Annotated in this window: 9 protein-coding genes; all 9 read right to left on the bottom strand. The window is 35.0% G+C overall.

The window, feature by feature from the left end:
* Positions 1–47 precede the first annotated feature (47 nt).
* Positions 48–2,324, bottom strand: coding sequence for an NADP-dependent malic enzyme (locus EKM00_RS13015; protein WP_126454181.1), 2,277 nt, complete (start codon positions 2,322–2,324; stop codon positions 48–50).
* A gap of 158 nt (positions 2,325–2,482) precedes the next feature.
* Positions 2,483–2,908, bottom strand: coding sequence for a CBS domain-containing protein (locus EKM00_RS13020; protein WP_126454183.1), 426 nt, complete (start codon positions 2,906–2,908; stop codon positions 2,483–2,485).
* Between the two features lie 71 nt (positions 2,909–2,979).
* Positions 2,980–4,845 (bottom strand): trehalase family glycosidase, encoded by a 1,866-nt coding sequence (locus EKM00_RS13025; RefSeq protein WP_126516473.1) that lies wholly within the window; start codon positions 4,843–4,845, stop codon positions 2,980–2,982.
* Positions 4,842–6,056, bottom strand: a complete 1,215-nt coding sequence (locus EKM00_RS13030; RefSeq protein WP_126454187.1) for an MFS transporter — start codon at positions 6,054–6,056, stop codon at positions 4,842–4,844. Before EKM00_RS13030 ends, EKM00_RS13025 begins: the two co-directional genes overlap by 4 nt.
* 97 nt (positions 6,057–6,153) lie before the next feature.
* Complete coding sequence (locus EKM00_RS13035; protein ID WP_126516474.1) at positions 6,154–7,890, bottom strand: glycosidase; 1,737 nt, start codon at positions 7,888–7,890, stop codon at positions 6,154–6,156.
* Between the two features lie 6 nt (positions 7,891–7,896).
* The gene (locus tag EKM00_RS13040; protein WP_233592297.1) at positions 7,897–8,847 is read right to left on the bottom strand and encodes a carbohydrate kinase family protein; all 951 of its coding nucleotides are present in this window, start codon (positions 8,845–8,847) and stop codon (positions 7,897–7,899) included.
* 1 nt (position 8,848) lies between these two features.
* The gene (locus tag EKM00_RS13045; RefSeq protein WP_126516475.1) at positions 8,849–10,144 is read right to left on the bottom strand and encodes an MFS transporter; all 1,296 of its coding nucleotides are present in this window, start codon (positions 10,142–10,144) and stop codon (positions 8,849–8,851) included.
* Between the two features lie 133 nt (positions 10,145–10,277).
* Positions 10,278–11,195 carry a GyrI-like domain-containing protein gene (locus tag EKM00_RS13050; RefSeq protein WP_126516476.1) on the bottom strand — a complete coding sequence of 306 codons (918 nt, stop codon included), beginning with the start codon at positions 11,193–11,195 and terminating at the stop codon, positions 10,278–10,280.
* The gene (locus EKM00_RS13055; RefSeq protein WP_126516477.1) at positions 11,195–12,550 is read right to left on the bottom strand and encodes a vanadium-dependent haloperoxidase; all 1,356 of its coding nucleotides are present in this window, start codon (positions 12,548–12,550) and stop codon (positions 11,195–11,197) included. Before EKM00_RS13055 ends, EKM00_RS13050 begins: the two co-directional genes overlap by 1 nt.
* Positions 12,551–12,582: the final 32 nt, after the last annotated feature.

Consider the following 12,582-nt stretch of genomic DNA (forward strand, 5'->3'; position numbering starts at 1 on the left):
TCATTAATTTAACTTTGTTAGCTTCTTGACGCTTCTCTGAATTTAATTTATTTTTTCTTTTGTTTTTCCTGAGCATCAATCACAGCAATAGCTGCCATGTTTACCATTTCCTCAACACTGGCTCCCAATTGAAATATGTGAACAGGTTTTCCCATCCCTAACATGATTGGCCCAATAGAATCTACTTTATTTAGTTCTTTCAATAGTTTATAGGTGATATTAGCCGATTCCAAATTGGGAAAAATAAGGGTGTTTACTTTTTTGCCTGCCAATTTAGAAAACGGAAATTTCTCTTTCAGCATTTCTGGATTAAGGGCAAAATCAGCCTGAAGCTCTCCATCAATAATCATTTCCGGATGATTTTCATGCAAATAAGCAACCGCTTGTCTTACTTTAGTGGCACTTTCATTTGAGGAAGATCCAAAATTAGAATAGGAAATCATGGCAATGACTGGCTCTACTCCAAACATTCTGGCGGTTTTAGCTGTCATAACTGCAATTTTTGCCAAATCATCTGCTGATGGATTAATATTTATAGCCGTATCAGATAAAAACATTGGCCCACGAGCCGTCATCATCATATTAGTAGTAGCCACCAGCGAAGCGCCAGGTGCTTTCTCGATAAGCTGTAAAATAGGTTTTACCACCGTAGGATAGCTTCTGGAATATCCTGTTACCAATGCATCAGCTTCGCCTTCATTGACCATCATAGCTGCAAAATAATTTCTTTCGCGCATCAGCTTCTGAGCATCTAATAATGAGATTCCTCGTCTTTGTCTGGAGGCCCAGTATGTTGTGGCAAACTTATTTCTTCGATCTTCTTCTTCAGTGATTTTCGGATCAATAATTTCAACATCGGCATCAAAGCCAATTTCAGCTTTCAATTCTAAAATAATTTCTTTATTCCCCAATAAAACTGGAAAACCTATTCCTTCTTCCAATACTATCTGGGCTGCTTTCAAAACATCTAAGTGATCTGCCTCGGCAAAAACGATTTTTTTAGGATCCATTTTAGCTCTATTGGTAATCAATCGAACCATTTTATTATCATTCCCTAAACGCTCTAAAAGTTCCTCTTCATACTTGACCCAATCCGTTATAGGATTCAATGCAACCCCAGAATCCATTGCTGCTTTCGCTACCGCCGGAGCAACAACTATAATCAATCTTGGGTCAAAAGGAGAAGGTATAATATAATCCCGTCCAAATGTTAACTTTTTAGCCCCGTAAGCGATATTTACTTGTTCAGGAACGGACTCTTTAGCTAAAGCTGCCAGCGCTCTGACTGCAGCCATTTTCATGGCTTCATTTATTTTGGTCGCACGCACGTCTAAGGCACCCCTAAAAATATAAGGGAATCCAAGAACATTATTCACTTGATTAGGATAATCAGACCTTCCAGTAGCCATAATCACATCTTTTCGAGTCGCAATGGCTAAATTATAATCAATCTCCGGATCTGGATTTGCCATAGCGAAAACGATAGGATTTATAGCCATTCCCTGTAACATTTTAGGAGTCATAATATCTCCTGATGATAACCCTAAAAAGACATCAGCACCAACTAAAGCTTCTTCAAGACTGATAGGTAAAATGTCTTTGGCATATTTTAATTGTAAATCAGACAATTTCGGATTGTCTTTGGTCAACAATCCTTTGCTGTTATACATTAGGATATTTTCTAGTTTTACACCTAGTAAAATATATAAATTTGCACAAGCAAGAGCGGCTGAACCTGCTCCTGAAACTACCAATTTTACATCTTCTACATTTTTGCCGGCCAGCTCAAGGGCATTTAGCAATGCTGCCGAAGAAATGATGGCTGTACCATGCTGATCATCGTGCATCACGGGTATATTAAGCTCTTCTACAAGCCGTCTTTCTATTTCGAAAGATTCCGGTGCTTTGATATCTTCCAAATTAATACCCCCAAAAGTTGGCGCTATGTTCTTTACCGTCTGGATAAATTCTTCTATATCTTTTGTCCCAATTTCAATATCAAATACGTCGATATTGGCGAAAATTTTAAACAACAACCCTTTTCCTTCCATTACAGGTTTTGACGCTTCCGGACCAATGTCTCCCAATCCTAAAACTGCAGTTCCATTAGTAATCACTGCAACTAAATTTCCTTTTGCAGTATATTTATAAACGTTGTTTACGTCTTTAGCAATTTCTAAACACGGCTCAGCTACACCAGGAGAATAGGCCAAAGACAAATCTCTTTGTGTTGCATATTTCTTGGTGGGAACTACTTGAATTTTACCAGGAGTCGGCTTTGCGTGGTATAATAATGCTTCTCTTCTTTTGCTATTCTTTTCCATTGTTTTTAGATTTTATTCTAGCGTGTAAAGATAGGGGTCTAGATTTAAAAAGAGAGGACTTTTCTCCCATTCTTTTGCATAAAAAGACCTGATTTGATTCCAAAAAAAAAGCTACACGTAATGCAGCTTTAAATAATTATATTTTTTTTGAATCTTATTTATTGGGTAATGTAGGAGTTTAAATGTTGAATAGTCTCTTTTTGGATCTCGATTATAGCCTTTACCACATCACTTATTGAGATAATTCCAATTACAATTTCATTTTCCAGAACGGGCAGGTGACGCACTCTTTTGGCACTCATTAACTCCATGCAGTACTCCAAATTATCCGATGGACTTACTGTAACCACATCAGTCTCCATGATTTCATGAACAAAGGCTTTCTTTGAAGATTTTGCTTTCAGAACAATTTTCCGAGCATAATCTCTTTCAGACAGCACACCTTTCAAAATCGTATCTTCAATAATAAGAATTGCTCCGATGTTTTTTTCACTCATCACAGACAATGCTTCGTAAACAGTGTTAGTGGAAAGTATGGAATACACTTCCTTCCCTTTAGTACTTAAAATTTGATTAACTGTCATAATTGATTCATTTAGTGAATCATAAAGTTAAAAAAAATATGCATTCAAACAACAAAAACTTTTTTTAAGCTCTAAAATATAGCATCAGGAGAAACCAACGCTCCTAATTTAGCTTTTAATTCTTCATTCAAAATTTGTAATCCATATTGATAGGACGCATTCACCCAGCCAAAACCTTCCTTTGCGATGTAATCAAATTCAGTCCCTACATTACCATATTCGGCAAAAACTTTATGAGAACTGATTCCCAAATCAAATTTTTCCGGGATTGTTCCATTATAATCCACTGCATTTCTAGTAATCAACCACAACCATCGGTACACCATTTCTTGTGCTTTATCTAGATAATTATAGTTAATCAATCCTTCCCACAGCAACATTTGGTGTGGCGCCCAGCCAAAAGGATAATCCCATTGTCGTGGCGGTGCCTCTTTTGAAACATTTGCAATACTCGCCTTAGTGCTTCCTGTAATTCCACCTGTTTTCACAAATTGCGGCAGGGCTACTTCTACTAATTTTTTGGCCTGATTTTCATCACATAACCCAGCCCACAGAGGAAAAAAGGTTGTTGCAGCTTCAAAAGGAAATTGTTTGTGATTCACAAAATCATAATCAAAATACATACCTGCGTCCTCGTTCCAGCACAATTCATTCATTTTTGTTTTTCTGGAAAGTGCCTTTTGTTCCCATTCTTCTGAAGTGTAAAGGATCTCGCCACTTTGAAAAGCATTACTAAAATATTCTTTTATCAAGTAAGCGACATCTTTTTCATATTTGTAAAGAAAACTATTGACATCTATTGAATTCAAATTCGTACACGTATTTATCAGGCGGTTTGTTGTATCATGCCCGCTTTCTCTCATGCTTCGATCATGAACAAAATAAATGTCAAGTTCGTCATCAACAAGCGTTCGCTGTAAATATTGTTTTTCAAATTCTCGAATAGGTAAATTGTATTTTTTAGCATACGGCTCTAAAACATCATCAAAATGCCCCGGTTCTACTTCAAATGGCATTCCAATTCCATCAGCTTTATACCTGTTTAAACCTGTTGGGGTCAAGCGATTTCCTTGCACCATCCAAACTGTATTGTACTCCAAAATGACCGTTCCCAAATGACTTGTTAACCAGTCTACACTTGGTGTTTTCTTTTTTGCAATTTCGATTAGCAAAGAAGAATACAAAGGCGGTTGTGTTCTGGTCAAATAATAACTTCTATTCGCATTCAGAATTTTACCATACTGAATAATTTGGTATTTAAAATTTTCAGCAATTGCGATTGCTTTGTCTAATTGACCATCTATTAACAAGCCAACGCCAATAAAATAGCTGTCCCAACCATACATTTCGTTGAATCTTCCACCAGGAACCACAAAAGGCACACCTTGCAGACTGTATAATTTTTGTTCCAGAGCCAAAGCCAGAATTCCTGGTTTTTCATTTAAAGTTTCCACATATTCCACCGAATAATTCTCAGGCAGAATTTCAACTTTAAAATTTGGCAATTCTTTTTCTAATTCTTGAAAATAAGCAACTCCCGTTTTGTCTTTGGCAGCAACATAAAGTGTTGCCACATCACTGGACGTTTTTTCATCTTCAATAATTTGTTTCAACCCTTTTTTATCAATGGTACGAGTCAGTTCCTCCCAATAATCATCCTTGATTTTTCTTGAAATTCGGTGAACTGGATTCTCTTGAATGCGACTCAAATCGACTTCACCCAATACTGAATTCGCTTCCTTAAGCTGCGCTAATTCCTGTAATAAATTGGACAAATGATATGTACCTATGATAGCCTCTTCCTGTTTGGTGTTTTCGTCAACCAAAACAAATTTTTTAGGCCCATTGTCGTCTTTCGTAATTTTTTTATCCTGATCTGTATCCTCTTGAAGCAATAGTTCCTGGAATACTTTGTCTATGTTAAGTATGAATTTCATTGTTTAGCGGTAAGTTTTTTTAAAATAAAGAAAGAAACAAGCAGTAATGACATTGGAATTAAAGTATAATAAAAGGCGTTTTCCGGCCCTTCATTTTTAAACAAATAACCTATAACTCTTGATCCCAAAGTGCCACCAAGTGCCGAGAAAACCACAATTAAACCGGTCATAGAACTGTGTAATTTTTTTGGCAAGGCACTTAAAACTACTGAATTTAAAAGCGGATAAATCGGTGCAATAAAAAGTCCTACTAACGGAAATGCAAATCCTATCAAAGGAATATCGCTTAATGAATTGATTTCTTTGACATTCAATCCAACTGTTTTAGGGAGTACAAAAATCACAATGAGCATAGCTGCTACAATACAAAAACTGAGTACCCAAATCCAATTGACCCTTTTAGTAATTACCCCAGCAACAAGTCGGCCTACAGCCAATGAAATAGCCAAAATACTCGCCATCATGATACTGATATTCTCTGGAAGATGCAACACCTTATTATTGAAAGTAGGCAACCAAGACATAATTCCCTGCTCAATCATTACAAATAGGAATGCGCTGATTACAAAAACGATGGTTAACAGTTTTGCAAATAATTTGAACATTTGTTTGAAGTCATCAGCTAGATCAACGCCAGGAATTTCAATTTTATTTTCGAATTTAGTAAAAAATAAAAAACCAAAAGATAATAACGAAATACCAGCCAATAACCAATACACGTTCAACCAAGCATCTGGATTCGCATCTGAATTAAAAGCCGGAAACAAGAAATATGCTAATGCAATCCCTATCATAAACACGCCTTCAATGCTACTCATTAAACTATTGTGTTCGTGTTGATTGGTAGTTATGGTTCCAATAAGTGAATACACCGATACTTTTATCAATGCAAAAGAAACGCCCACGGTAGCAAAAAGCAATTTGGCCGTTCCAAAAGAATTTCCATAATACATACTGACGCAAGCTGCTGAAACCAAAGCCAAACCAATAAGCATAGCTTTCTTATATCCAATTCTGGGTAAAAACGAAGCGATTAAAAACGAAACTATAGCAATAGGCAAATCCTTGTACGCTTCCAGAACACTGGCTTGAAATTCATCTACACCATAATTTTTTTGCGCCTTTAATATCACAATTCCCACGCTGTTCAGCAAAATTGCAAATACAAAGTAGTTGAGATACATGGCTAATTTTATAGTACTTTTTTTCATATTTTCATTAGTTGTATAATTAGTGTTTTTCAATCCCTTTGGATAGGACAACTTTAATTTTTATATTTTGATACCCCATTTTGATTCGATATCAAATCTAACAATTCATAGTGCTTTTCAGACCGTTTTCAGTATGGTCAATTGTAAATCCATTCGTTTGAAGGTTTGCTTTTAAATGCGCAATTGTTGTTCCGTTTACCCATTTAATATCTACAATTTCATCCACAGCATCATTGATTTCTACTTGACCTGAAAATGCATTCGAAGTATTCCTTAGCCGAATAATGTCTAACTGTTTACTAACAACTCCTGTTTTCAAACCGTGCTCAACATCCAACATTGTCAATGTAGTGCGATTAATTTCCTTATGTCCAGCACTACCGCCATTATCTGCTGCTTCATAATTATTTTTACCTGCAAAAATATCTAAATACCAAACCTGCGGTATACCTGGCATAAACATTTGAATAGCTCTTGCAAGAAGTAACTTCTGTTCGTTTTCACCTAATGCACTAAAAAAAGTAGCATTTATTTGATAATAAGAAATTTTATTCCCTGAGGGATCATAAAGATTTTTTACCCGACCACCACGTTCCATGATTTTATTCATGATACTTTCAATCTCGGTATCTTCTAACAATCCTTTATTATAAACACCATTTACTTCCTTGCCTTTCAAGTCCAAAACAGGTATTCCATCATGGCAACCAAGCATGTTTACTGTTTTATATCCTTTAGCAATAATTTCCTTAGCCCAACTTAATAAGGCTTTACTAGTTTTATTTTCGATAGTATGTATCGTTAAACCAGGTAAGAAAAAGTCATAAATATAATACCCTTCGTTAGCGACGTCATCATGCAAATGCAAACCATATTCAGCGTGGATTTCTGGCAGTAACATCAAATTATTTTGTGCTGCTATTTTCCTAATACGCGCTAAATATTCCCACGTTCCCGGTTTATTAAAAAAGTTAGATTCCCCTACTTGTTTGTGCAAATAGGCAAAAGCGTCTAATCGAAGAATATTACAGCCATAACCGTTTAATTTTTTCAGAGTCTCTTCATAAAAATCCCAGACTAAAGGTGATGCAGCATTGACATCCATTTGTCCTAAATAGGAACGCTTTTGTTCAACGATTTGTAAAATTTCTGATTTCAAAGGAGTACAATCTTCAAAATCAATGCTGTTTAAATCCTGATTATCCTTTATTGCGGTATTAATTACGGCAACAATAAACTGACTTTTCTCTTCCGTAAGCCCTTTTAGATTTTGTAAATCAACTACAGTAATTGGATTGTAGGTTATTTGCTGATAAAAAGTATTCCAATAAGGCTGTTCTGTACCATCCGGAAAACGTACTTTCAAGACAGGCAAACCTAACTTTCTCATAAACAATTTGTTGAGAAACTCTGGTTCTGGAATTACAATTCCATCTTCATTCATTATCCCGTTTCCGTGCCAGAATTCGTTCCAATTTATAAAAAAATCTTTAAATTTTGATTCATTACCGTATTGCAGTATGTCTTTAAATTGGGGGGAAGCTACAGAAAGGTGATTTAATACGATATCAAACTTTAAATTTACATTGAGTTCTTTTAAATCGAGTAAATCTTTTGTGCCAACTAAATCTGTATTGATATTATAATCAATAATTGAAAATCCTCTATCTAAATCGCTATTGAAAAAAGTGGGAAGAACATACAATAAAGAAAAAACATCTTTGAATTCAGACATTTTAAGCATGCTTACAGCGTCCGTTAATTTTTCTCCAATACTATCCGGATAAATATTAAGCATAACCCCATTACTGATCTTTTTATTATTTTCTTGCATCGTATCTTATAAAAGTTTAGAAAGGATATTGATGTTATCCGGTAATCGTCCTACATTTTGCAATTTCAAAGCTGCTAATTTTAGAGCGATGTCCAAACATTCATTAATTGATTTTTCCTTAATATAAGCGAATAAAAATCCAGACCAAAAAGCATCACCTGCTCCCGTAGAGTCCATAACTTTATCAATTTTTATTGCTGGCATTTGTATGACATCTTTTCCTTTTTGAGATAATTTTACTCCTTTGCTCCCTAATGTTAAGCAAACAGTATCTACGCCTTGATGGTGAAAAAACTCAAATATTTCTTCATGTGGAAGCTCCTTCTCAAAAAGACGCAACATATCATCCTCACTAATTTTTATTAATGGATTGAACTTACAATACGCATTGATCACTTTAAAAGCCTTCTTTTCACTTTTCCACAGCTTTCTTGCATAGTTGACATCAATACTTAGCTTACAGCCTAAATCGTACGCTTCTTGTGCTTTCTTTAAGATCGTTTTTTGTGCAGGATTTTTACTTAATGCAAAACAAGTAGTATGAAATATCTTGGTATTGGATAATATTTCTGTTGAAATTTGTTCCTCATAAATACAACAATCCGCTGAACGATACGGAATGAAATCTGGCGTTCCCTGAGATCTTGAAACAAAAATCACACTAGTTGATTTATTATTCAGGACTTTAAGGTGGTTAGTATTCACTCCAACACTCGCTAACCGTTCCGAAATATAGGAACCAAAACCATCGTTCCCTACCGTCGCAACCATTATAGTATTTAACCCTAATCGCGTTGAATTCATAGCAACGTTGGTCGGTGAACCTCCTAAATACCTATGATAATCTCTAGTATCATTAATAAGTACCTCTTCTTGATGACCAATAAAATCTACTAGTACTTCACCAACACAAAGAATATCTATTTTATCGCAATTATTATTTGTTGTAATATACACTTTATTTCGTTTTTTTTATTTTTATTAATAATGTGCAAAACGCAGCCATAACTAACAATACACCCGCAAAAGTAATGGCTTGGCGAGCATCATTGTCTAAGAAATTCTTTAAAATATAACCAAAAGAGAGGTTTTGGATAATCATTGGAATAACAATCATCATATTAATAATACCCATGTACACTCCATAGCGCTCTTTTGGAATAACAGCAACGACCATTAAATACGGTATTCCCATCATACTGGCCCAAGCAATTCCGTAACCAATAATTACTGCAAAAAATATGTATTGATTTTGCACCATTGGAAACCATAAAAAAGAAACGGCTCCAAATAAAAGACAGACAAAATGAATCATTTTAGCTCCATGTTTTTTGGCTAATTTCGCTAAATAAAAAGCAATTGAAAAAGTAACTATAAATCCAAAAGCACCGATTAATCCATTCCATTCTACCGCTTTTTCATAACCTATTGCATTCATCGGTGTTACATTCCACACGGACAAAGCAATACTTTTCGAATTATTTTGCCAATAGCACATCATGGCATACCATTGAAACAAATACACCAGAAACAGTTGCCACATGACCGTTGGCATTTCTAAAACTGCTTTATAAATATCGAAAAAAGGCGAAAAAACATTTAGAGGTTCTGCTTTTAAAATAGCTAATTCTTCTGCTGTTGGCGGGATTTCTGTAGTTTTACCCATACTCCACCAAATGGAAGTTACTGAAAGAATTGCTCCTAAAAAAAAGGAGGCATAAATCCACGTTGGTAGCGATCCTGTATATCCTACAAAAATAATTGGAAACAGAAAAAGGGAAATATAAGCCAGAAACTGTCCGAAACCAGTAAAAAAACTTTGCGCCTGGAAACCTGTTGGTTGTTGTTCTTCATCCAGCGTATCCGCAATAAAAGCCCGATACGGTTCCATAGCAGTATTGTTACCAACATCCAGAATCCAAAGCAAACCTGCAGCCATCCATAAGGAACTGCTAAATGGGAATAGAAATAAGGCGATACTACAAATTATGGCTCCGATAAAAAAGTACGGTTTGCGCCTTCCCCACCTTGGATGCCACGTTTTATCACTCATCGCGCCAATAATGGGTTGAATCAATAAGCCCGTTAAGGGTCCGGCAAGATTTAAAATAGGAATTTGATCCGGACTTGCATGTAAAAAATCATAAATAGGATTTACGGCACTTTGTTGCAAGCCAAAACTGTATTGTATGCCGAAAAAACCAACATTCATATTGATTATCTGCCAAAATTTTAATTTTACTTTCAAGCTCATTTTGGTTGGTTGATTTGTTAATTTTATCTAAAAATAATTTTAATATTGCCAATTAAAAACAGATTAAAAACAAAAACGTTTTCGGAAGACCCGAAAACGTTTTCGATTATTTTAAATCAACGACAATCAACCTTTATTTTGAAGCAAAAGGAATGATGATTTTTGTTTCCCATTCTGATTCTACACCCCCATTAAAAGGATTGTCCATGTAATGTTCCAAAACGGTATTTTCTAATTTAAGGTTGTGATTTTTTGCATAATCAATCAAGGCAAACCAACCTCTGTCTGAAGTTCTGAAATTACCATAGTAAGTCGCTTTTAATCCTTTGCGTGCAGGTAAGGTTTTAAATTTAACCACTTCATTTTCAATGACTTTTGTCTTTTTATTAATTGGAAAACAATAATTAAAATCGATTATTTCTTTATCCAAATCCCATTTTGTAATTTCTACATACGGCTTTCCAACTATTTCTATTTTGTTTTGAAATAAAAATCCGGTAATTACAGCGTCATTCGCAATCATATTTTGTGCTTTTTCCTGTAAAACACTTTTTAAACTAATATAGGCCACAAATGTTTCTTCGGAGGAACCTTCCCCGTCAATTCTGACCTTGAAATTTTTTAGATGTTCTGTTAAACCATTTTTAAAATTCGTTATTTTCTTGATTTGATCCTCTTTGAAACTCGTATTAAAAAAAGGAACGGTTATTTTATTGTACCAACTGTGATTCAAATCGTGTATTCCAACACTTACTTTTGTAACTGAATCGTTTACAAACTTAATATCCCAAGTATATTTCATTTGGGCAGCTCCTTTTTTCATTTCTTGTTTGATAAAATCAAAATTTCTTTTTTCGAGAATAGTGTAATTTTCTTTTTCATTTTCCAATTGAAGGATTGACCATTCCTGAATCCCTTGAAATACGGTTCCTGTAGCAGCTTTTACTTTAAAAGAAATACAATAATCGGCCTGCTTTAGAAAAAAATACCAAACTAAAAACAAGGACAACACAACGCTTAATACTACTATACTTTTTTTTCTAACTGTCATTATTTTTTACTCATTTTTAATGTATTATTAATGTAATGTCCTATATTATTGCCTTGTACAACACCATTCTCAATAGCGGCTCTGTAATGAATTCCTCCATAAAGCCTACTTATTGAAGCTTCTGCCGCAGCTTGCTTGAATGATTTAAAAGGTCTTTTAGGCAACCCAAAAGAAACTTCTGAGTCATCGATATAACTAAAATTATCTCCAAAAATCGAGGTTAGAATAATTGCCGAACACGACGAAACCACAGAGTGTCCACTCACATATTCCGGAAAAGGAGGTGTTTGTAATTGTGGTCTCCAGTTTTCATCTATGTTTTGATTGATATACGTTTCAGGACGCACAACATTACTCCTATACTTTTCATCCCAACAACTAATGAAGCTCTCAAAAATTCCGATAGATGTTATAGTGTAAGCAAAAACAGTAGTTTCAAAATCTGATTTCGATTTTTTCAAGGCTATTTTAGTGATATTAATCCAATGTGCATCCGGTGTATTTTTCTTCTTTGCAAACATCATGTGTCCCTGTATGACTGTAGCATAGGGATTACAATCCCAAAAGGAAGCTATAGCCGATTCCTCAGGAATTGGTTTGCTTGGATTTTTTTCGACTTCAATTAATTTTTCAGAAATTAAATTTCCGACATCATAGGTTTCTTTTGCCTCTTTATAAAAAGCAGAATTTTTATCCGTAGAATAAGGATAAGGTGGGATGGCTTTAAATTGAGAGGCTGAATCCATAACCAAAGTTCTTATTTCGCCCCAATGCGGCTCCACACCATCCATATAAGAGGGTGGCGTTGGCTGCCATCGACCGGGTTGATCTGCATACACTGAAAACTTAGAAAAAGTACGCGTTTGTTTATAATTATCTTTCCCCATCCACATTTTTATTCTGTCTACCACTCTTAAAGCGTACGCTTTGGAAACATCAAATTCTTTTTGATTTTCAGCGCTCCATTTTTCATACAAACTATCTCTATATTTTTCTATAGCTTCCTCAGAAAAAATCAATTCTTTACTCACTTCAATATGGGCAATAAGCGCCGCTAAATTTTTATTCACCCCACTTTTAGGATCTAGTTTAGGAATAGAATCCAGTCCTTTTAACTGCCCTTGTAAACTTTCGTATTTCGTGCTATTTTGTGCCATAATCTCGTAAGCTGCAACATTGGGATAAACATAAATTCTACTCGCAACTGGCGGCGAAAATATGTCATGAACCATAATTCCTGTTACTGTATCAACTGCAGCACAAAAATCAGCTGATGATACTTTAATTGGCATCTCTTTGCCACAAGAGGTCAAAAAGAGCATTATAAGTCCTAAAAGATAAATTTTAGCGTTCATTTTATAGGGTTTAAATGTGTTTTTTTCATTAA

Origin of the sequence: Flavobacterium sp. RSP15, assembly GCF_003968755.1 — a bacterium.
Taxonomy (GTDB): domain Bacteria; phylum Bacteroidota; class Bacteroidia; order Flavobacteriales; family Flavobacteriaceae; genus Flavobacterium.

What these genes read in the sequence shown, in the direction of transcription:
- EKM00_RS13020 (WP_126454183.1), bottom strand. Translation starts at nt 2,908, where the DNA reads ATGACAGTTAATCAAATTTTAAGTACTAAAGGGAAGGAAGTGTATTCC.
- EKM00_RS13035 (WP_126516474.1), bottom strand. Translation starts at nt 7,890, where the DNA reads ATGCAAGAAAATAATAAAAAGATCAGTAATGGGGTTATGCTTAATATT.
- EKM00_RS13050 (WP_126516476.1), bottom strand. Translation starts at nt 11,195, where the DNA reads ATGACAGTTAGAAAAAAAAGTATAGTAGTATTAAGCGTTGTGTTGTCC.
- EKM00_RS13015 (WP_126454181.1), bottom strand. Translation starts at nt 2,324, where the DNA reads ATGGAAAAGAATAGCAAAAGAAGAGAAGCATTATTATACCACGCAAAG.
- EKM00_RS13025 (WP_126516473.1), bottom strand. Translation starts at nt 4,845, where the DNA reads ATGAAATTCATACTTAACATAGACAAAGTATTCCAGGAACTATTGCTT.
- EKM00_RS13045 (WP_126516475.1), bottom strand. Translation starts at nt 10,144, where the DNA reads ATGAGCTTGAAAGTAAAATTAAAATTTTGGCAGATAATCAATATGAAT.
- EKM00_RS13030 (WP_126454187.1), bottom strand. Translation starts at nt 6,056, where the DNA reads ATGAAAAAAAGTACTATAAAATTAGCCATGTATCTCAACTACTTTGTA.
- EKM00_RS13055 (WP_126516477.1), bottom strand. Translation starts at nt 12,550, where the DNA reads ATGAACGCTAAAATTTATCTTTTAGGACTTATAATGCTCTTTTTGACC.